Origin of the sequence: Polynucleobacter brandtiae, assembly GCF_002797575.1 — a bacterium.
In the GTDB taxonomy this organism is placed as follows: domain Bacteria; phylum Pseudomonadota; class Gammaproteobacteria; order Burkholderiales; family Burkholderiaceae; genus Polynucleobacter; species Polynucleobacter brandtiae.
Window position 1 is genome coordinate 200,605 of sequence record NZ_PGTX01000001.1, and the last position, 21,275, is coordinate 221,879.

The following is a 21,275-nucleotide window of genomic DNA, read 5'->3' on the forward strand; positions in this document are numbered from 1 at the left end:
CTTTAAACGGCTGCACTGACAGAGGTGACCGGCTCAGGTAAACGCTGCAATAGAGCTAGCAAGCGTGCAATTTCTCCGCGCATTTGGCGTCGATCGACGATCATATCGATACCTCCTTTTTGCATTAAAAACTCAGACCGTTGAAATCCTTCGGGCAATTTTTCACGTACAGTTTGCTCGATCACGCGGGGCCCAGCAAAACCAATTAATGCTTTTGGCTCTGCCATCACAACATCACCCATAAAGGCAAAGCTAGCAGAGATTCCACCCATAGTGGGATCGGTCAATACGCTAATATAAGGTAAGCCTTTTTTAGATAAAAGTGTCAGCATGGAATTTGTTTTAGCCATCTGAAAAAGAGAAAGCAAACTTTCTTGCATGCGCGCACCACCAGTAGCGGCAATGCATATAAAAGCGCATTTTTTTGCGATTGCTTCTTGAGCACCTCTTGCAAAGCGCTCGCCAACAACGGAACCCATTGAGCCGCCCATAAATTGAAATTCAAAACAGGCCACAACGACGGGGATTTCCTCAATTTTTCCACCGAGCACAATCAATGCCTCAGATTCACCAGAGGCATCACTTGCCTCCTTCAGGCGATCAGAGTATTTTTTAGAATCTTTGAACTTCAGAGGGTCCATGGGATAAATATCTGACCCAATTTCGTATCGGCCCTTAGGGTCCAGTAGGCCATCTAGTCGTTGACGCGCACCAATGCGCATGTGATGACTGCATTTAGGGCAAACTGAAAGATTGGCCTCAATGTCAGTGCTGTAAAGAACGGTTTCACAACTGGGGCATTTGACCCATAAACCTTCGGGAACTGATTTGCGATTAGCGGGATCAGTATGCTGAATTTGAGGAGGTAATAATTTATCGATCCAGCTCATACATTCTTCACTATCCAGTACGTTAACTATCTAAGGCAACGCGAATTTCGCGTATAAAAGCTTCAAGTGATTGTACTGCCTGACCTGGGGGTGCATCCTCTAAGAGTCGAATAATTCGACTGCCGATGACCACTGCGTCTGCTGTTTTAGATACTATTCGCGCGCTTTCTGGGTCACTGATACCAAACCCGACCGCAATTGGTATGGAAGTAGCCTCCCGGATTTTGGGGATATTACTGGCAACGTCGGCAGTGTTGAGGTTTGACGATCCAGTGACACCGCGCATGGACACATAATAAATATAACCAGAAGCTATCTTTGCAGCGTCCTTGATACGCTCAAGTGATGAAGTCGGTGCCAGTAAAAAAATAGGATCTACACCAGCAATACGCATTCGTGACGCAAAATCAACGCACTCTTCAGGCGGGTAATCCACAATCAATACGCCGTCCACACCGGCAGCCTTTGCTTCATTAGCAAAACGCTCTGCACCCATTTGCTCTACCGGGTTAGCGTAACCCATCAAAACAACCGGCGTTTTTGAATCGAGCTTACGAAACTCTTTGACTATTTCGAGGCAGCCATGCAAAGTGACTCCCTTAGAAAGTGCCCGCTCAGAAGATCTCTGAATAACTGGCCCATCAGCCATAGGATCTGAAAAAGGAACGCCCAATTCAATTACGTTAGCACCGCCTCTGACCAATGCATGCATTAACTCTACAGTTAAGCCAGGCTCAGGATCGCCAGCAGTAATGAAAGGAATGAGCCCTTTCTTACCATCGATTTTTAACTGATTGAATACGGCGCTAATTTTTGACATGGGAATACGCAGTTCATTTATGTAGAGAAAAAGGCTTAGCCTTCAGAGCCTGTTGCTTGAGCAACGGTATGCATGTCTTTATCGCCGCGACCAGATAAATTGACCAAGATTGTTTTATCTTTGGAAAGTGTCGGGGCTAATTTACAAGCGTAGGCAATCGCATGTGCGGACTCTAGTGCTGGAATAATGCCCTCAATTTGACAGCAGTCATGAAACGCTTTTAAAGCCTCTTCGTCTGTCACTGCTACATAAGCTGCACGACCCGAATCTTTTAGCCATGCATGCTCGGGACCAACACCGGGATAGTCCATACCAGCTGACACTGAATGAGTCTCCGATATTTGACCGTTTTCATCTTGTAGCAAGTAAGTGCGATTGCCGTGCAATACGCCTGGCTTTCCAACGCATAGTGCAGCAGAATGTAGGCCAGTATTTAAGCCATGACCAGCTGCCTCAACACCAATTAATTGGACCTCTGGAAAGTCAATGTAAGGATAAAAAATGCCCATCGCATTTGATCCACCACCAACACAAGCCATAACATAGTCGGGCTGACGTCCTGTGAGTTCGGGCATTTGCACCTTACATTCCTCACCGATCACGCTCTGGAAATCTCTCACCATCATAGGATAGGGATGCGGGCCAGCAACGGTGCCAATAATATAAAAGGTATCGTCAACGTTAGTAACCCAATCACGCATTGCTTCATTTAAAGCATCTTTGAGTGTTTTGGTTCCAGACTCTACTGGGACTACATTTGCCCCCAATAGCTTCATCCGAAAGACATTTTGCGCCTGACGGGCAACATCCACAGAGCCTTGATATACAGTGCAATCTAAACCAAAGCGAGCACAAATAGTAGCCGTGGCTACACCATGCTGACCCGCCCCTGTCTCAGCAATAATGCGCGGCTTACCCATGCGCTTGGCTAGCATTGCTTGACCGATCACATTATTAATTTTGTGGGCGCCAGTGTGATTTAAATCTTCACGCTTTAAGTAAATTTGCGCACCACCAAGCATTTCACTCCAACGCTTAGCGTGATAAACCGGCGATGGGCGACCCACAAAGTGCTTGAGCTCATAATGAAACTCCTCGAGGAACTCAGGGTCATATTGGTATTTGGCGTAGGCCGCTTTGAGCTCATCTAAAGCAAACATGAGCGTTTCAGAAACAAATACGCCGCCATAAGGACCGAAGTGTCCTCTTGCGTCTGGCTTATCGTACATAAATACCTCGTTGATTAATTACAGCAAATTTAGAGTGATGAGCTAGCATCTGCTGCTCGTACCGCTTGGATAAACTCTCTCATCAAGATGTGATCTTTAATGCCCCTACTGCTTTCTACTCCACTAGAAACGTCAACAGCACAAGGCTTTAGTCGAGCTATGGCTTCGCCCACGTTGTGCACGTTCAATCCACCACTCAAAACGACCCGAGGCGCGTTTGCGCTTATCCATGCTTGTGGTATTCCTTGCCAATCAAAGGGAATGCCCCCTCCGCCATAACCCTCAACCAGGGCATCGAGCAAAAGGGCATTTGCATCCCTATATTGTAGGGAAAAATCATCAAATGCGAACTGGGGACCCACGCGAGCCGCTTTCATCCAAGGCTGACTCTCAGAAAGACGCTCACAATCCAAGGCTGACTCATCCCCATGAAACTGCCATAAAGTAATCGTTGTGGCCGCCCGAATGGCATCCATCTCAGCTTTAGAGGCATTAACGACCAATCCCACAGCATCCACCCCTGCTGGAAGCCTTGAAATCAAGGAAGCGGCAATATTCGGGCTGACAGCCCTTGGGCTGGGTGGGTAGAAAACAAATCCGATGGCATCAACCCCGGCAGCAACAGCTGCATCAATATCTGATGGCGATCTGATGCCGCAAATTTTGACCCGTGTATGGCCTGGAGAGTGAGTTAATAAGCCCATAACTAGAAATGATATCGCTTTAAAGCTCCCAATGGGGGCTTCGAATCAAAGTAAGCCCCTTGGAAGCCAAGAGTTCTGAAGCCAAGGAGCCGGAATTTCAAATTGCTCAGGATAGCTAATTTGAGCTAAATATAAGCCAGCGGGCGAGAATGTTGGAGCCGCAATACTACGGTCTTTTGCCCGTAACACCTCAGCCATCCAGGATGAGTCATGTTTGCCAAGCCCAATTTGCAAAAAACTACCCACCAAGTTCCGAACCATGTGGTGCAAAAAGGCATTTCCTTTAATTCGGAAATAGAGCCAAGGTTCACTTGAAACAATCTCAATGGAATACAAAGTCTTGATTGGGGTCTTGCTTTGACATTCTGAAGACCTAAATGAGGTGAAATCATGCTCACCAATCAAGCACTCTGAGGCCTGCTTCATTGCATCAACATCAAACCAACGATTAGCAGGCAGTATTAGAAAACCCGCCCGAGATGCAGTCATCGGAGATCGGCAAGAGCTTGCATGTAATGCATAAACATAAGTGCGCTCGTAAGCACAATACCGAGCACTAAATTCAGACGGAACAGGCTTAGCCCAATTCACCACAATAGATTCTGGCAAGAAAGCGTTAACCCCCCTCACCCATGACCAATCTTCACGCACTACATCAACATCAAAATGCACAACCTGACCTAAGGCATGCACCCCCGTGTCCGTTCTGCCCGCAGTAATTACACGAATAGGCGGCTTACCCGCAATGCCAACAAATGCAGTAATGGCCTTTTCTACCCGATCCTGAACTGTATCTTGGTTGAGTTGAGACTGCCACCCTGAATAAGGGGTACCGTCATATTGAAGGCCTAAGGCGATGCGCATTTTTTACTTAAAACCTGAATCTAACTCTAACTTTGGCGATGAGATAACTGCACCAAAAGACCTTGTGCTTCGATCACAATTGCAGGATCGATCGTAGCGCCCATAGACACAATTTCATGTAGTGATTTTTTAGCGGCGTTAAAGTCTTCGATCGTTATGTAGGCGCGAGCTAGATTTAACTTCACACGCAAAGCATCCGCTAGCGGATTTACATCGGGGTCAATGGTCTGAATGGGCTTACTTGATAGATCTAAATCAATACCTGCAAATAGGGCTTTTGCACGCTCTGGCATTAAGCCGTGTGTCGCAGATGCTTCATTGCCTAGATTGTTGAATGTTTGAGTATTAGGCTGGGAGAAATCACGTGCCTCCTGGCGACGAGCATTTTTAGCCAAGAACCAAAGCAATAAAGCGGTAACTATCATTAACGATAACGTCAGTAAAGCTGGCGCTAGACCTACATCACTAGACGTGCTATTGCTTGCAGATTGATTTTTTAATTTCTCTTTAGATTGATTTAGCAGTAACTGCAAGTCCACAATATTTTTTTCTAGCTCAGCAACTCGAGCGCGAGTTTGCTCTAAAACCTTTTCCTGAGCAACTAAGTCTTCAGTAAATCGTTGCTCATCAGAGTTGCCCTGAACATTTGAGCCAATTCTTAACCTGTCTTTCACTGACTCATCATCAGCATTTTTTGGAGCTAGAGAGGAAGGTGGTGCATTGTTCCTGGAGTCACGTTCAGCGAGCCATCGGGCATTGGATTGGGCGGCAAACTGATTTGCCTCAGCAGGACTAATAGACCGTAATAACGCTTGACTTGGCACCACTAACTCGACGCCTGCCTCTAAGCGATTAATACTTCCACTTGCAAATGCGTCTGGATTGGCCCTAAAAAGAGCCAACATCGTTTGGTCAATACTGGTCCCGCCTAATTGAGGCGCTAACTGAGACGCTATTTCCGACGCGGTTTGACCTGGTTTAACAGTAATTTTCTGGGCATCACCTAAAAGCAAAGTATAGGTTTTAGTGATACTTCCTGACGACCAACTTACAGTTACCAACAAGTCCAGAAATGGATCATCGGTATTGGGCACAGGGCTCACTGTTTCAACTAAGGCCATGAGCTGGTCTTGCTTATTACGATAGATCATCGCCTGCGGATTTAATTCAAGTATTTTTTGTGAAATACCTAAGCGGTCATAGGATGATTTACTAGAGATCACAATACTCAAAGAGGCTAAAGCACTCTGCTCTTCGCTTCCAACTTTAATTGGGAATTCAACTTTAAGAGGCTCTCCAGCCTTAGAGAAAAGCTTAGGCAAGCCTAATGAGATTGCTCCGGCAGTGCATGACCAACTGAGCCAAATGAGAACAAATAACTTGTTAAAACGAGAGGAACTCAATCGGAGCATCTCAGAGTTAACGCTCTAAGAGAATACGTAGCATGCGACGCAGTGGCTCAGCAGCGCCCCACAGTAGCTGATCACCAACGGTAAATGCAGCAAGGTATTCTGGACCCATCGCCATTTTATGTAAGCGACCAATGGGTACAGTCAAGGTTCCACTAACGGCTGCAGGAGATAGCTCACGCTCTGTTGTTTCTCGATCATTTGGTATTACCTTGACCCATTGATTATCGTTTGCAAGGATTGCTTCAATTTCTTTTAGGGGAATATCTTTCTTAAGTTTGATGGTCAAGCCCTGGGAATGACAACGCATGGCACCCACACGTACACACAAACCATCCACAGGAATGCTGCCTTCAGATCTAAATGCAGGGCGACCCAAGATCTTATTAAACTCGGCTCCGCCCTTCCACTCTTCTTTTGTTTGACCATTTTCTACAGGAACATCGATCCAGGGAATTAAGCTACCAGCTAAAGCTGTATTGCGAAAATTTTGTTTTGGGAACTCGGTTGAGCGCAATGTTGAAGTTACCTTGCGATCAATATCCAAAATCCAAGATGAGGGATCGGCTAGCTCTGTTGCTACGCTATCACGCAAAGCGCCCATCTGTAAAAGTAGCTCACGCATATTTTGAGCCCCGGCTCCTGAAGCCGCCTGATATGTCATGGCACTAATCCACTCCACCATATCAGCCTTCACAAGACCGCCCATAGCAATCATCATCAAACTAACGGTGCAGTTACTTCCAATCCAATTTTTTCCACCGGATGCTAAGGCCTTATCAATGACGGAGCGATTAACTGGGTCCAAAATTAGCACCGCATCGTCCCTCATACGCAAAGCGCTAGCGGCATCAATCCAGTGACCCTGCCAACCAGCCGCACGTAATTTAGGAAAAACATCGTTAGTGTAATCACCACCTTGGCAAGTCAAAATAATATCGCAACGGGCAAGAGCGGCAATATCATTAGCATTTTGAAGGGCGTTCTCAGTTTTACTCACCTTGACACCATTCAACAGTGGGACATCACCCCCTGCCTGGCTAGTACTAAAGAAAATCGGCTCGATCAAATCAAAATCTTTCTCAGCTAACATTCTCTCCATGAGAACACTGCCGACCATACCGCGCCAGCCTACTAAACCTACTAATGGTGCATTTGACATGATGATTAACGATCTAATGAAATTGTATTATTTGGAAAGTGCTGCTACTACCGCATCACCCATCTGAATGGTAGATACCATTTGCGAGCCAGCAGTATGAATATCTGCAGTACGCAAACCCTGAGTAAGTACACTCTGCACAGCCGCTTCAATGCGGTCAGCCTCTGCAGGCATTCCAAGTGAGTAACGTAACATCATTGCAGTCGATAAGATCGTAGCCAGTGGATTTGCAACCCCTTTGCCAGCGATATCAGGAGCCGAGCCATGGCTGGGCTCATACAGACCTTTATTGTTTTTATCCAATGAGGCGGAGGGTAGCATTCCTATTGAGCCCGTCAGCATTGCAGCCTCATCAGACAAAATATCTCCAAAAAGATTACCCGTCACCACTACATCAAAAGCCTTGGGTGCTTTAACCAGTTGCATGGCAGCGTTATCGACATACATGTGTGACAGCTCTACATCCGGATAGTCTTTGCCAACCCGAATCATCACTTCACGCCATAGCTGTGAAGTTTCTAGGACGTTGGCCTTATCGACACTGCACACTTTTTTACTGCGTAGTCGGGCTGCTTCAAAAGCCACTCGACCGATACGCTCTACCTCAGGCTCGCTGTAATGCATCATGTCAAACCCTTCGCGAGCTCCTTTAAATAACGGCAACTCAGATGTACGAATACCTCTTGGTTGGCCGAAATAAATATCGCCGTTCAGTTCGCGAATAATCAAGATATCGAGGCCACCAACGATCTCGGGTTTCAAGCTAGAGGCTGCGGTTAGTTCGTCATAGCAAATAGCAGGCCTTAAATTGGCGAATAATTCCAAATGTTTTCTTAAGCCAAGTATCGCCTGCTCTGGACGTAGTTCGCGTGCTAATGAGTCATATTTCCAATCACCAACCGCACCAAACAGGATGGCGTCAGCACTTTTTGCCAAATCCAAAGTAGCAGGAGGTAGTGGATGACCGGAAATATCGTAGGCAGCACCGCCTACAGGCGCCGTTTCTAGGTCAAATTTGGGGCCAAGTGCATTGAGCACTTTAACGGCTTGAGCAACGATTTCCGGGCCGATACCATCACCCGGGAGAACTGCAATTTTCATGGGAGAACCTTAACTCAATAAAACTAGGGCAATTGTGTTGTTAGCCAGGGCATCTTAAGGATGCGCCCAGCTTCGTAAGCCTTGATTTTATCTGCATGTTGCAAAGTTAAGCCAATATCGTCCAAGCCATTGATAAGACAGTGCTTTCTGAAGGGGGCAACGTCAAAGCTATAGGCAGTTCCATCGGGTGTGATGACACTCTGATTCTGCAGATCAACTGTGAGCTGGTAGTTGGTAAATGCCAATGTCTCATTAAATAAATGATCGACCTGTAACTCAGACAGCACTATGGGCAAAAGACCATTTTTAAAGCAATTATTGTAGAAAATATCAGCGAAGCTAGGTGCAATGATCGCTCTAAAGCCAAACTGATCCAGAGCCCACGGAGCATGCTCACGAGAACTTCCACAACCAAAATTTTTCCGCGCCAACAGAATACCCGCCCCATTGTAGCGAGATTGATTGAGAACAAAATCTGGATTAATGGGTCGATTGGCACAATCTTGACCTGGCTCGCCATGATCCAAGTAGCGCCACTCGTCGAATAGATTTTGTCCAAATCCAGTCTTCTTGATAGACTTTAAGAACTGTTTTGGGATGATTGCATCAGTATCCACATTCTCGCGATTGAGCGGGGCAACTAATCCTTTGTATATCGTAAATTTTTCCATACTCTTTGCTTAATCTCTACCTATCAATCAGATGATTATTTAACGGGCGTGACAACAACATCTTTTCCCTTTGTTTGGGATTGATTGTTATTAGGCTGAGTATTTCCGCCCATAGATGTACCCATCGTTTGAAGGTCCTTACCAACCCCCTCCATCGTATTTGCGCAGGCAGAAAGAATGATTCCTACGGTAGCAGTGATTATTAATTTTTGGATCATCGTCAGAGATAGTAATTTCGACATCGTTATTCCTTAAGAAATTTTTCGTATATCCACAAAGTGTCCTTCAATGGCAGCAGCTGCCGCCATTGCCGGACTTACCAGATGGGTTCGACCACCGTTACCCTGACGGCCCTCAAAGTTTCTATTTGAAGTGGAGGCACAGCGCTCACCAGGTTCAAGCCGGTCTGCATTCATCGCTAAACACATCGAGCAGCCAGGCTCACGCCATTCAAAACCAGCAGCTTTAAACACCCTATCCAAGCCCTCACGCTCAGCCTGCGCCTTTACAAGACCTGAGCCTGGAACAACCATTGCCAACTTTACATTCGCGGCTACTTTTTTACCTAAGCGATCGACAACCTTAGCAGCTGCTCGGATATCTTCAATGCGACTATTGGTACAAGAACCGATGAATACCTTGTCAACAGCAATGTTACTTAAAGGAGTATTGGGCTTGAGACCCATGTATTCAAGCGCTCTTTCCATTGCTGACCGTTTATTAGGATCGCGCTCTTTCTCCGGATCAGGTACACGGCCACTAATCGAGAGCACCATTTCAGGAGAGGTACCCCAAGTAACTTGAGGATCAATTTCTTCTGCACGTAGCTCAACAACTGCATCAAATTTGGCGTCCGCATCAGAGTGCAAGGTGCGCCAATACTGCAATGCATGACGCAAGGACTCTCCTTGTGGCGAGTAAGGGCGGCCCTGAATATACTCGATCGTCACTTCATCAACTGCAATCAAGCCTGCGCGAGCTCCGGCTTCAATGGCCATATTGCAGATGGTCATACGACCTTCCATTGATAAATTCCGAATAGCCTCACCAGCAAATTCAATGGTATAGCCTGTGCCGCCAGCCGTGCCAATCTTACCGATTACAGCAAGGACAATATCTTTTGCAGTGGAGCCCGGTTGCAATCGCCCATCTATCCTGACCAGCATATTTTTACTTTTTTTCATTAGTAAAGTTTGCGTAGCCAAAACATGCTCAACCTCAGAGGTACCAATACCAAAGGCCAGAGCGCCAAAAGCGCCATGGGTACTGGTATGAGAATCACCACAAACTACCGTCATTCCAGGTAGGGTTGCGCCCTGCTCTGGTCCTATAACGTGAACGATCCCCTGGCGGGCATCATTCATCTTGTACTGAGTGATCCCAAAGGCATCACAATTCTTGTCTAAGGTGTCGACCTGTAACTTAGAAATAGGATCTGCAATTCCCTCAGAACGATCTGTCGTGGGAACGTTATGGTCTGAAACAGCAAGATTTGCAGAGATCCGCCAAATGGGACGACCTGCAATAGTTAAACCCTCAAAAGCCTGAGGGCTCGTAACCTCATGCAGAAGTTGACGATCAATGTAGATGGTCGCAGTGCCATCATCCTCGGAGTAAACAACGTGGTCATCCCATAACTTATCGTAAAGCGTGCGCGACATGCAAATCCTTTATAACGACTATTGACGTGCAGTAATTGCAGGTACTTTTCGTGAAGTTTCTCCAACATAGAGCTGGCGCGGACGACCAATCTTGTACTCGGAATCTGTAATCATTTCCTCCCACTGCGCAATCCAGCCAACTGTTCTCGCCAAAGCAAAGATACAAGTAAACATTTCGGTAGGAACACCTAGCGCACGCTGAACAATTCCAGAGTAGAAATCTACGTTCGGATAGAGTTTACGGCTAACAAAATACTCATCCTCTAAGGCAATTTTCTCTAGGGTCATAGCCAACTTAAATAATGGATCATTTTCAAGCCCCATTTCTTTGAGCACTTCGTGGCAAGTTTCACGCATTAACTTTGCACGAGGATCAAAGTTTTTGTAAACACGGTGGCCAAAGCCCATTAAACGAACACTTGAATTCTTATCCTTGACTTGGGCGATAAACTCACCAATCTTGTCAACACCACCATTAGCCTGAATTTCATTCAACATTTCTAAGCAAGCTTCATTAGCGCCGCCGTGTGCAGGGCCCCATAAGCAAGCAATACCTGCAGAGATCGCTGCAAATGGATTTGTACCAGAAGAGCCGCATAAACGCACTGTTGAAGTGGAGGCATTTTGCTCATGATCTGCATGCAATATAAAAATACGATCCAAAGCACGCACTAGCACCGGATTAATTTTGTAGTCTTCGCAAGGCGTCGCAAACATCATGCGCATGAAGTTTGCAGTGTAAGACAGTGAATTATCTGGATAAATAAATGGCTGTCCAACAGAATACTTATAGGACATCGCGACTAAAGTTGGCATCTTGGCGATTAAGCGAATCTGCGCAATTTCGCGTGCTTTTGGCTGACTGTAGTCGATCGCATCATGATAGAAGGCTGCCATGGCACCAACCAATCCGGTTAAAACCGACATTGGATGTGCATCTCTACGGAATCCACGCAAAAAGAATTGCATCTGCTCATGAACCATTGTGTGGTGCATGACCATTTCTTCAAAATCTTTTTTCTGTTTTGCGTTTGGCAAATCGCCATTAATTAGCAAAAAGCAGACTTCTAAAAAATCACAGTTGTGAGCTAAATCTTCAATGGGGTAACCGCGGTACAGCAGCTCACCCTTGTCTCCATCAATGTAAGTAATCTTACTATTGCATGAAGCAGTCGATAGAAAGCCAGAGTCATAAGTGAACTTACCAGTTTGACCGTAGAGTTTACGAATATCGATGACGTCTGGGCCGACCGTGCCTTTATAAATTGGCAACTCAATGTCAGGCGTACCATCTGAAAACGACAATTTTGCCTTGATATCCGATTCAATCATTTCTAATCCTTGGTCACTCAAATTAACAATTAATAGTAATTAACACACTTTTTGACGCAATTATTTCTCACGCAGTTGCTGCAGTACCGTTTTAAAAATGTCTGTTTGGGAGTCTGTAGCTAGTGACTCTACGGAATCTTTACGGCCAATCAATAAATCCATTAGATCGTTATCCTCAAGAGCGAAAAGCTTAGTTAAAACAGCACCAGTTTCCACGTCTAATGAATTAGTATATCGAGTAAAAAAGCGCTGCAAGATTAAATCATTCTCAAGCAATCCCCGGCGGGCATCACTTTTCAAGCGATATAACGCTGCAGTTGTCAGGTTCATACCGCTCTTCGCACCATCAGTTCTTTGATTTTCCCAATAGCTTTTGTTGGATTCAGGTGCTTAGGGCAAACATCCACGCAATTCATAATCGTATGGCAGCGGAATAAACGATAGGGGTCCTCTAAGTTATCTAGACGCTGGGCAGTATCCTCATCGCGACTATCCGCAATAAAACGATAGGCCTGGAGTAGACCAGCTGGACCTACAAACTTGTCTGGATTCCACCAAAATGAAGGGCATGAGGTAGAGCAGGAAGCGCACAAGATGCACTCATACAAACCATTTAACTCTTCGCGCTCTTCGGGACTTTGGAGACGCTCTTTTTCTGGTGCAGGATTATCGTTCACCAAATAAGGCTTGATGGATAAATATTGCTTAAAAAACAGAGTCATGTCGACAATCAAATCACGCACTACTGGCAAGCCAGGTAAAGGACGTAAGGTGATGACTTTAGGCAAAGTCAACATATTGGTCAAGCAAGCTAGGCCATTCTTACCATTGATATTCATGGCATCAGAGCCACAAACACCCTCGCGGCATGAGCGGCGATAGGTGATGGATTCATCTTGCTTCTTCAGAGAGATCAAGGCATCCAATAACATGCGCTCACCAGTCAGCTCTAGCTCATAACGCACCATGCGTGGAGCCGCGTCGACGTCTGGATCGTAGCGGTAAATTTCAAATATACGAATATCACTCATTTTATATTTCTCTTCGCTTAGAAAGTACGTTCTTTGGGTGGGAAGGACTCAACGGTCAACGGCTTGAGCACTACTGGCTTGTAGTCAAGGCGATTGCCTTGGCTATACCAAAGCGTATGTTTCATCCAATGCGCATCATCGCGCTCCTGATGATCGTCATGAGAATGGGCGCCACGACTCTCTTTACGGGCAGCCGCAGAAATCATCGTTGCATTAGCAGTCTCTATTAAATTAGCAACCTCTAGCGCCTCAATACGCGCCGTATTGAAGATAGACGATTTGTCTTTTAACCACAGATGCTTAGCACGCTCAGTGAGCTTCGCCATTTGGCGAACGCCTTCATCCATCAACTCTTGATTACGGAAGACCCCAGCATATTTCTGCATCGTCTTACGAATGTCGTTAGCAACGTCTTGCGCATACTCACCAGAGGTGGAGTTATCCAACTGCGCTACTCGCTCAAGCGTTTTCTCGCCAGCATTTTCAGGTAATGGCTTGAAGTCTTGATTCTTCAGATCTAGGGCAACGATATGCTTGCCTGCTGCACGACCAAACACAAGTAGGTCGAGCAGAGAATTGGTTCCAAGACGGTTTGCGCCATGAACAGAAACACAAGAACACTCGCCGATCGCATATAAACCATTGACGATTTCATTATGCTTGCCATTACCGGGCACGACTACTTGTCCATTAATGTTCGTTGGTATACCGCCCATCTGATAGTGAATGGTTGGCACAACAGGAATAGGTTCTTTGGTCACATCGACGTTAGCAAAATTGATGCCAATCTCATATACAGATGGCAGTCGCTTCATGATGGTTTCTGCGCCGATATGAGTCAAATCCAATACAACGTAGTCCCCATTTGGACCGCAACCGCGCCCTTCTTTAATCTCTTGATCCATGCACCGTGAGATGAAATCGCGAGGTGCTAAATCTTTATAAGTTGGAGCGTAGCGCTCCATGAAGCGCTCGCCGTCTTTATTGCGCAAGATGGCGCCTTCACCACGACAGCCTTCCGTTAACAGTACGCCTGCCCCAGCAACGCCCGTTGGGTGAAATTGCCAAAACTCCATATCCTCTAATGGAATATCTGCTCGTGCTGCCAAGCCCATACCATCACCAGTATTAATAAAGGCATTAGTTGAAGCATCCCAAATACGGCCGGCACCACCAGTAGCTAACATCACTACCTTTGCCTCTAAGATATAAATCTCGCCTGTCTCCATCTCTAAAGCAGTCACACCAACTACATCACCGGCGTCATCACGAATCAGGTCAAGTGCGAGCCACTCAACAAAAAAGTTGGTTTTAGCGCGTACGTTACGTTGATAGAGGGTATGCAACATGGCATGACCTGTACGGTCAGCTGCAGCACAAGCGCGCTGCACAGCTTTTTCACCATAGTTCGCCGTATGTCCACCAAATGGGCGCTGATAAATAGTGCCGTCTGGATTGCGGTCAAAAGGCATTCCATAATGCTCAAGCTCGTAAACCACCTTAGGGGCTTCACGACACATGAACTCAATCACATCCTGGTCGCCCAACCAGTCAGAGCCCTTAATCGTGTCATAAAAGTGATAGTGCCAATTATCTTCACTCATATTTCCTAAGGCAGCACCGATACCACCTTGAGCTGCCACCGTATGTGAGCGCGTTGGAAATACTTTAGTCAAAACAGCAACATTCAGACCGGCTTCTGCTAACTGCAGGGAAGCGCGCATACCTGAACCACCCGCACCAATAATCACCGCGTCGAAACGACGGCGTGGCAATACTTTTTTAATCGCAGTCATCGAATTACACTTTCCACAAAATTTGAATGGCATAGGCTGCACAAGCCAACAGATACAACATGGTTAAAGCTTGCAGCGTTAATCGAACACTCAATGGCTTGATGTAGTCCATCCAAATATCTCGGATACCAATCCAAGCGTGATAGAACAAACTAATAAAAGCCAGTAAGGTCAACAACTTCATAAATTGATTGGCAAATAAACCGGCCCACCCCTCGTAAGTTGCACTACCAGTGATGCAATAGTCCACCAGTAAAACAATAGTAAAAACCACCATCACGACCGCAGTAATACGCTGAATAATCCATTCTTTGAGGCCGTAATGGGCCCCAACTACCAGGCGCTTTGGTCCGATTTGATAAATAGGCATTTAGATTTCCTTAACGAAGCAGTGTTTAGTACAGGTCGAATAATTTAAGGCCGACCAATGCGGTCAATAAAAGGCCCAAGCAAAATACAATAATGGCGGAACGATTAGCGTCCACTTTCTCAACACCGATGTCCAGGTCTAGCAAAAGATAACGTATGCCTGCGCAAAAATGGTGCAAGAAGGCCCAAATCAAACCAAGCGAAATCAACTTCACCACAATATGACCTGTGAGCATCTGAAACTTTTCGTAACTCATCTCAGAAGCAAGGCTTTGATCAAAAAGATACAAGATGAATGGCAACATCAAAAACAGAGCAGCCCCACTAATACGGTGAAGAATGGAAACTTTTCCAGCCCAAGGCAGGCGATATTTTATTAGTTGGGCTAAGCCGATATTCCGATAAACGGGTTTGGCTTTTTTAACGTCTTGCTGTGCATCAACCATGGGCAATCTCGATATTTAGAAGGCAGTTTGAGGATAATTTGTTGTGTTGCAGCATATTCTATTGTAAATATTTTATAAATAAGGGTAATTTGGCGATTCAAGGGGGTTAAAGCATGTTTAAAACATATTTACAGTGTAATCCTTAGTTTAATTTATTGCCGTAGTGCTGCTCAGAAGTGTCATAACGAGCCCTTCGAATTTCCACCGGCTTATCACCATAAGTAAAGGCGACCCGCTCCACGGATAACAAGGGGGATCCAACTGGAAGTTGCAGATGGATAGAAATCGCTGCATCAGCCAAGACTGCCTTGATTTTTTCTTCAGCGCGGACCATGTGCGTGGAGTACTTAGCCTCATAAAGAGCGTAAACGGGATCCGACCATGCATTGAGAGATTCAAGACTCAATCCGCGAAAGAGCTCCTCAGGAAGCCAAATTTCCTCAAAAACAGTCGGTCTTCCAGAGATACATTGCACACGCTCAATTTGAATAATGAGATCGCCGCCATTAATTTCCAGTAGATCCGCAATATAAGCATCCGATTGAAGGGTTTTGCAAGCCAGGAATTGATTTTTGAGGTGAAAAGGTTGGCCAGAGTCAGGTTCCAGGCTGAGGAAGCGGTACTGACCACCCTCCTCCTGATGGGTTGCAACAAAAGTGCCTTTACCCTGACGTCGTACTAAGAGATTCTGGGCGGATAGCTCATCAATTGCTTTGCGCACAGTCCCCTGGCTAACAGCATATCGAGCCGCCAGCTCCATTTCACTTGGAATAGGCGCTCCTGGCAACCACTCAGAAGACTGCAGACTCGCTAACAGCAGAGCCTTAATCTGCTCGTAGAGCGGACTGAATGAGGCAACAGGTTCAGTTATAAGTGACAAATTAACTCCAGGACTGCTGGTATTAGATAAAATTGCTTAATCTTATTTTATATCTTATATAAGACATGATTGACAGTGTAAATGGAAACTACCTACACTTGAATGGATAATAGAAAAAATTGAATCATTAACCTTAACTGGAGTTATTAGCAATGCCAAAAGCCCCAATGCGTGTCGCCGTTACCGGTGCAGCCGGTCAAATCGGATATTCCCTACTTTTTCGCATCGCTAATGGCGATTTGTTAGGCAAAGATCAGCCAGTCATCCTGCAGTTACTAGAAATACCTGATGAGAAGGCTCAAAAAGCCCTAGGTGGCGTCATGATGGAGCTAGAAGACTGTGCCTTCCCTCTGCTTGCGGGTATGACCGCGCACTCAGATCCAATGACGGCCTTCAAAGACATTGATGTTGCACTTTTAGTAGGCGCACGTCCTCGCGGCCCTGGGATGGAACGTAAAGACCTACTGTCTGCTAATGCACAAATTTTCACGGCTCAAGGTAAGGCGCTTAACGCAGTAGCCAAACGTACCGTCAAAGTTCTAGTAGTGGGCAATCCTGCCAATACCAATGCTTACATAGCCATGAAATCAGCCCCGGATATTCCTGCAAAGAATTTCACAGCAATGTTGCGACTTGACCACAATCGCGCACTTTCACAACTAGCTAACAAGCTAAATAAGCCTGTTGCTGAAATTGAAAAGTTAATCGTGTGGGGCAACCATAGTCCAACGATGTACCCCGACTACCGTTTTGCCACGATTAATGGGCAATCTGTAAAGGAATTAATTAATGATGCAGATTGGAATAAAGACACCTTTATTCCTACTGTAGGTAAGCGTGGCGCGGCAATCATTGATGCGCGCGGCCTTTCATCTGCAGCCTCTGCAGCCAATGCTGCAATCGATCATATGCATGACTGGGTCTTGGGTACAAACGGTAAATGGGTCACTATGGGCATTCCATCAAAAGGTGAATATGGCATCCCAGCCGAAGTGATTTATGGCTTCCCGGTAATTTGTGAGAATGGTGAATACAAAATGGTTGAAGGCTTAGAGATCGATGCCTTTTCTCGTGAACGCATGGACCACACTCTGAATGAATTACTTGAAGAGCAAGCCGGCGTCAAACACTTACTTTCTTAAGGTCTAATATGAAGCAATTTCTTGTAATCACCAGCCTAGCGTTAGTGACTCTTTCAAACCTGGCTTATGCCAGCGAGGAAGTATCAGCTTGGACCTGCAGTGACAATAAGCAGTTTAAAACTACAGGGACAACTGAACTCATTCGCCTGACTTGGGAATCTAAAACATTTGACCTAAAACGAGAAACTTCATTGCCCGGAAGCTTGCGATATAAAAATGCTGCTACTGGACATGATTTAGTTGTTCTGGGCAATAAGGCAATGCTTTTTAATATCAAATCTGGAACCCGCATGGCTGATTTTTGCCAAACAGCTGAAATGAAAACAGGCAAACTGCCTCACTTGTTTGCCGGCGCGGAACCATTTGTACAGAACTAGTCAATAGATTTAAGCTGTAGTTTTAGTATAAAAAAGCCGAGTAATTCTCGGCTTTTTTCTTTGCTACAAATCATTTAATAACTGAATGTTGCGTTGCTCATCTTTTAATGGAATAAGGGCTGCTGTGTTGGTGCATCATCTGGCAATTCAGCATGCACTGCCTCACCAGATCGATCCGGAAATAAAGGCGCACCGCAATCGTCACAGAGCTCTGGATCAAAGAGCATGGCATGCCGGAACACATCTTCCACCCCAGCATCGCGCAGTGCATCAGTAATGCGCTTCATCGGGCAATCATCATCTGATAAATCATTGAGTGCATCGTTGCTTACGCTCTCACGATCATAAAGAGGCCAGATGACTCCATAAACGACTTCAGCAGAACCTTTTACACTAAAAGAAATTCGGTATTCATCTGCCTGATCTTCGCCAAAAGCACCCACAACACAAGATAAACCTGCAGGTAAAACGCCAAGGGTGCTCTCTAAAAAATTAACCGCAGCCTTCATGCTTAATGGCCTGACTTGTTTGTCAGCCAAGCGGCAATTTGTAAAGTACGCTTCTGGCAATAAGAGTTCAAACTCACACCCTGGCAAAAGCGCCGAAACTGGATCACGCATCGCGTTTTGCCACCCCGTCAAACTCACACCCCGCTCCTGTCGAATTGGAGGTTCTGCTTGCCAACGAAAAAGTGGGGTTCCAGATGGAGCGGCAATCGCCGCAATAATAAAACGAGGGTCAGCCAATACCGCGATAGTCTCTGACATCTCTCGTAACTCTAATTTAATTTCACTTGCAGTAATTGCTGCGGTAGCGAGCGCCTCGGTCAACAAGCGGGTCTGGCAATGTGAATGGGGCATTTGGTCAATACTGTAAAGCCAGGGAATAATCGCGAGGCGCGTATCAGCTGAAGCAATGGCTTGATGCACCGCTGCCGCCGTTGATTCCACTGCACTAGTGGACAAAGCGCCCGAAGGGATTTGATAACGAGTGTGCGCAATAATAGGCAAGGCCAAGAGCAATACATCCCAGGGCTCACCTTCATGTTCCAGCACCAAGGACTCCGCCAGAGTTTCTGCGCAGTCTGCTAGCACCTCAAATGCCAGCGTATTAATTCTGAAGGTTTGATCTAAGGCCGCATCAATCACATTTTGATTTTGACTCTTTAGAAGACGCATCAAACGTACATCCAAACGAGCCTCCCAAAAGCGATCCTCTATTTGACTACCTGATGCGGCTAAAGAAATAGCATCAGCGACTAAGCGCTCTACATCTGGAGATGCGCGTTGAGAAGATTTAGTGCGGTGAACAGCCATAGGAATAAATTACTTTTTTTCAAGACGTCTAAAGAGGGGTTTATCAGGGCGAGAATCAGCTGCGAAATACTGGTAGCCATCCACGTTAAAGTGCTGCAAATCGGCAGGATCAGTAAGGCCATTTTCTACTACATAACGAGCCATCAAGCCCCGGGCACGCTTGGCATAAAAAGAGATAATCTTAAACTTACCATCCTTTTGGTCTTGGAAAACCGGTGAAATTACCGGGCAATTCAAGCTCTTGGGCTGGACCACTTTAAAGTACTCTTCAGAAGCTAAATTCAGGAGAACGGGGTTCTTTTGCGTTTCTAAGATTTTTTTCAGAGAATCGGTCACCCTATCCCCCCAGAAAGCATACAAATCCTTACCCCTGCTATTGCTAAATGAAGTGCCCATCTCTAAGCGGTAAGCCTGCATCAGATCTAAAGGCCTCAAAACACCATATAAACCTGACAAAATGCGCAGGTGGCCTTGAGCGAAGTTAATAGCCTTAGCACCTAAGGTATTAACATCAAAACCATCATAAACATCCCCATTAAAGGCATAAATGGCCGGTTTACTGTTTTCCTCTGTGCTTTTTTTAGACCAGTCACGGTACCGACCTACATTAAGCGCCGCTAAGGCATCGGACAGATCCATCAATTGAGCGACTGCTTGAGGCGAAAGTTGCTTCAAATCAGCAATCAATTTGGCCGACTCCGAGGCAAACTCAGGCAAGGTTGGGGACTTGACCTTGACGGGCGTCTTGTAATCTAAGGATTTAGCAGGTGAAAGCACTATCAGCATGGCACAATTTCAATATGTATTCCTTCCATTCTAGCGATTCCTAAACTTGACTGCCCTAAAGCGCTGACATGGATCAAAGTACTCTTCCGACACCCCCCTTTCCAAGTCGCCTACCAAAGGTAGGGACTACAGTATTTACAGTCATGTCCGAACTAGCAGGTCAACACCAAGCGATCAATCTTGGCCAAGGATTTCCTGACTTCCCCTGCGATCGTGACCTGATCTCAGAGGTAAATACGGCGATGATGTCCGATCGCAATCAATATCCCCCGATGATCGGCATATCTGAATTACGCCACGGCATCTCGGACAAAATTTCCACGCTCTATGGTCATCACTATGACCCCGATTCCGAAATTACCATTACTGCCGGGGGAACACAGGGAATCATGACTGCAATTTTGTCGTGCGTCAGTCCTGGCGATGAAGTCATCATCATTGAGCCGGCCTACGACAGCTATCGTCCGTCGATTGATTTGGCCGGAGGTACAACAATAGCCGTCTCCTTAATTACGAATCGAGATCAACATAATCAAGTTGACTCCTATGCAATTCCCTGGGAAGCAATTGCTAGTGCCATTAGCACCAAAACAAGGTTGATCATCATCAATACGCCGCACAATCCTACCGGCATGGTGTGGCAAGCAGACGACCTAGATCGCTTGGCCCAACTATTACAAAATACCAACGCCTTGGTGTTGAGTGATGAGGTATATGAGCATATGGTTTACGACGGACTATGCCATCAATCGGTTGCCCGACATCCAGCGCTTGCATCACGCAGCTTTTTAATTTCTAGCTTTGGTAAAACATATCACGTGACAGGCTGGAAAGTAGGTTATGTTGCAGCGCCCGCCAACATGATGAGAGAGTTTCGCAAGATTCATCAATTCAATGTTTTTACAGTGAATACCCCCATGCAGTACGGAATATCGAGCTATCTAAAAGAAGCAAGTCACTACTTGGAGCTCGCCGCCTTTTATCAAACCAAGCGAGCGTATTTTCAAGCGGGATTGAAAAAAACTAAATTTAAATTACTTCCCGCCCCTGGAACCTACTTTCAATGCGTTGATTACACGGGTCTTGAGATACCGCAATCTACATTATCGGAGTTCGATTTTTGTACTTGGTTAACCAAAATTGTAGGTGTCGCTGCCATTCCTGTCTCTACTTTTTATGACAAGCCAATAGAATCAGGCGTGATCCGTTTTTGTTTTGCTAAACAAGAGCAAACGCCTAGCAATGCCCTGCAACGTCTTCAAACTTTATAGCCACCTACAAAGGACTCT

Annotated in this window: 23 protein-coding genes; 3 read left to right on the forward strand and 20 right to left on the reverse strand. The window is 45.8% G+C overall.

What is annotated here, in order from left to right; translation table 11 throughout:
* Positions 1 to 2: 2 nt before the first annotated feature.
* The 18 genes from accD to B0G85_RS01170 form a co-directional block, all read right to left on the reverse strand.
* Positions 3 to 890 carry an acetyl-CoA carboxylase, carboxyltransferase subunit beta gene (gene accD / locus B0G85_RS01085; RefSeq protein WP_100378596.1) on the reverse strand — a complete coding sequence of 296 codons (888 nt, stop codon included), beginning with the start codon at positions 888 to 890 and terminating at the stop codon, positions 3 to 5.
* 22 nt (positions 891 to 912) lie between these two features.
* Positions 913 to 1,710 carry a tryptophan synthase subunit alpha gene (gene trpA / locus B0G85_RS01090; protein ID WP_100378597.1) on the reverse strand — a complete coding sequence of 266 codons (798 nt, stop codon included), beginning with the start codon at positions 1,708 to 1,710 and terminating at the stop codon, positions 913 to 915.
* Between the two features lie 35 nt (positions 1,711 to 1,745).
* Complete coding sequence (trpB, locus tag B0G85_RS01095) at positions 1,746 to 2,939, reverse strand: tryptophan synthase subunit beta (RefSeq protein ID WP_100378598.1); 1,194 nt, start codon at positions 2,937 to 2,939, stop codon at positions 1,746 to 1,748.
* 29 nt (positions 2,940 to 2,968) lie between these two features.
* Positions 2,969 to 3,643 (reverse strand): phosphoribosylanthranilate isomerase, encoded by a 675-nt coding sequence (locus tag B0G85_RS01100; RefSeq protein WP_100378599.1) that lies wholly within the window; start codon positions 3,641 to 3,643, stop codon positions 2,969 to 2,971.
* 45 nt (positions 3,644 to 3,688) lie between these two features.
* The gene (gene truA / locus B0G85_RS01105; RefSeq protein ID WP_100378600.1) at positions 3,689 to 4,507 is read right to left on the reverse strand and encodes a tRNA pseudouridine(38-40) synthase TruA; all 819 of its coding nucleotides are present in this window, start codon (positions 4,505 to 4,507) and stop codon (positions 3,689 to 3,691) included.
* A gap of 26 nt (positions 4,508 to 4,533) precedes the next feature.
* The gene (locus tag B0G85_RS01110; protein WP_232725883.1) at positions 4,534 to 5,829 is read right to left on the reverse strand and encodes a FimV/HubP family polar landmark protein; all 1,296 of its coding nucleotides are present in this window, start codon (positions 5,827 to 5,829) and stop codon (positions 4,534 to 4,536) included.
* Between the two features lie 97 nt (positions 5,830 to 5,926).
* On the reverse strand, positions 5,927 to 7,078 hold the full coding sequence (gene asd / locus B0G85_RS01115) for an aspartate-semialdehyde dehydrogenase (RefSeq protein WP_100378602.1): 1,152 nt from the start codon (positions 7,076 to 7,078) through the stop codon (positions 5,927 to 5,929).
* Between the two features lie 27 nt (positions 7,079 to 7,105).
* On the reverse strand, positions 7,106 to 8,179 hold the full coding sequence (gene leuB / locus B0G85_RS01120; protein WP_100378603.1) for a 3-isopropylmalate dehydrogenase: 1,074 nt from the start codon (positions 8,177 to 8,179) through the stop codon (positions 7,106 to 7,108).
* Positions 8,180 to 8,202: 23 nt separating this feature from the next.
* Positions 8,203 to 8,850 (reverse strand): 3-isopropylmalate dehydratase small subunit, encoded by a 648-nt coding sequence (leuD, locus tag B0G85_RS01125; RefSeq protein WP_100378604.1) that lies wholly within the window; start codon positions 8,848 to 8,850, stop codon positions 8,203 to 8,205.
* 35 nt (positions 8,851 to 8,885) lie between these two features.
* The gene (locus B0G85_RS01130; RefSeq protein WP_100378605.1) at positions 8,886 to 9,092 is read right to left on the reverse strand and encodes a hypothetical protein; all 207 of its coding nucleotides are present in this window, start codon (positions 9,090 to 9,092) and stop codon (positions 8,886 to 8,888) included.
* Positions 9,093 to 9,101: 9 nt separating this feature from the next.
* Positions 9,102 to 10,511 (reverse strand): 3-isopropylmalate dehydratase large subunit, encoded by a 1,410-nt coding sequence (leuC, locus tag B0G85_RS01135; RefSeq protein ID WP_100378606.1) that lies wholly within the window; start codon positions 10,509 to 10,511, stop codon positions 9,102 to 9,104.
* Positions 10,512 to 10,529: 18 nt separating this feature from the next.
* On the reverse strand, positions 10,530 to 11,843 hold the full coding sequence (gltA, locus tag B0G85_RS01140) for a citrate synthase (RefSeq protein ID WP_100378607.1): 1,314 nt from the start codon (positions 11,841 to 11,843) through the stop codon (positions 10,530 to 10,532).
* 60 nt (positions 11,844 to 11,903) lie between these two features.
* Positions 11,904 to 12,173, reverse strand: a complete 270-nt coding sequence (locus tag B0G85_RS01145; RefSeq protein ID WP_100378608.1) for an FAD assembly factor SdhE — start codon at positions 12,171 to 12,173, stop codon at positions 11,904 to 11,906.
* Positions 12,170 to 12,874 (reverse strand): succinate dehydrogenase iron-sulfur subunit, encoded by a 705-nt coding sequence (locus tag B0G85_RS01150; protein ID WP_100378609.1) that lies wholly within the window; start codon positions 12,872 to 12,874, stop codon positions 12,170 to 12,172. Before B0G85_RS01150 ends, B0G85_RS01145 begins: the two co-directional genes overlap by 4 nt.
* A 17-nt stretch (positions 12,875 to 12,891) precedes the next feature.
* Positions 12,892 to 14,670, reverse strand: a complete 1,779-nt coding sequence (gene sdhA / locus B0G85_RS01155; RefSeq protein WP_100378610.1) for a succinate dehydrogenase flavoprotein subunit — start codon at positions 14,668 to 14,670, stop codon at positions 12,892 to 12,894.
* 4 nt (positions 14,671 to 14,674) lie between these two features.
* Complete coding sequence (sdhD, locus tag B0G85_RS01160) at positions 14,675 to 15,040, reverse strand: succinate dehydrogenase, hydrophobic membrane anchor protein (protein ID WP_100378611.1); 366 nt, start codon at positions 15,038 to 15,040, stop codon at positions 14,675 to 14,677.
* 25 nt (positions 15,041 to 15,065) lie between these two features.
* Positions 15,066 to 15,485 carry a succinate dehydrogenase, cytochrome b556 subunit gene (gene sdhC, locus B0G85_RS01165; protein ID WP_100378612.1) on the reverse strand — a complete coding sequence of 140 codons (420 nt, stop codon included), beginning with the start codon at positions 15,483 to 15,485 and terminating at the stop codon, positions 15,066 to 15,068.
* Between the two features lie 142 nt (positions 15,486 to 15,627).
* Entirely contained in the window at positions 15,628 to 16,365 is a 738-nt protein-coding gene (locus tag B0G85_RS01170) for a GntR family transcriptional regulator (RefSeq protein WP_100378613.1), read from the reverse strand.
* A gap of 152 nt (positions 16,366 to 16,517) precedes the next feature.
* On the opposite strand from B0G85_RS01170, the gene B0G85_RS01175 reads away from it, so the two are divergent.
* Positions 16,518 to 17,507 carry a malate dehydrogenase gene (locus tag B0G85_RS01175; RefSeq protein WP_100378614.1) on the forward strand — a complete coding sequence of 330 codons (990 nt, stop codon included), beginning with the start codon at positions 16,518 to 16,520 and terminating at the stop codon, positions 17,505 to 17,507.
* Positions 17,508 to 17,515: 8 nt separating this feature from the next.
* A complete protein-coding gene (locus B0G85_RS01180) occupies positions 17,516 to 17,884 on the forward strand; it encodes a hypothetical protein (RefSeq protein ID WP_100378615.1) in 369 nt (122 codons plus the stop codon).
* Positions 17,885 to 17,988: 104 nt separating this feature from the next.
* Here B0G85_RS01180 and B0G85_RS01185 read toward each other — a convergent pair whose 3' ends face one another.
* Together B0G85_RS01185 and yaaA are read right to left on the reverse strand one after the other, a co-directional pair.
* On the reverse strand, positions 17,989 to 19,200 hold the full coding sequence (locus B0G85_RS01185) for a DUF2863 family protein (protein ID WP_100378616.1): 1,212 nt from the start codon (positions 19,198 to 19,200) through the stop codon (positions 17,989 to 17,991).
* A gap of 9 nt (positions 19,201 to 19,209) precedes the next feature.
* Positions 19,210 to 19,986, reverse strand: a complete 777-nt coding sequence (yaaA, locus tag B0G85_RS01190; protein WP_100378617.1) for a peroxide stress protein YaaA — start codon at positions 19,984 to 19,986, stop codon at positions 19,210 to 19,212.
* A gap of 68 nt (positions 19,987 to 20,054) precedes the next feature.
* Here yaaA and B0G85_RS01195 point away from each other — a divergent pair, with 68 nt between their 5' ends.
* Positions 20,055 to 21,257 (forward strand): methionine aminotransferase, encoded by a 1,203-nt coding sequence (locus tag B0G85_RS01195; protein WP_100378618.1) that lies wholly within the window; start codon positions 20,055 to 20,057, stop codon positions 21,255 to 21,257.
* The last annotated feature ends 18 nt before the right edge of the window (positions 21,258 to 21,275 follow it).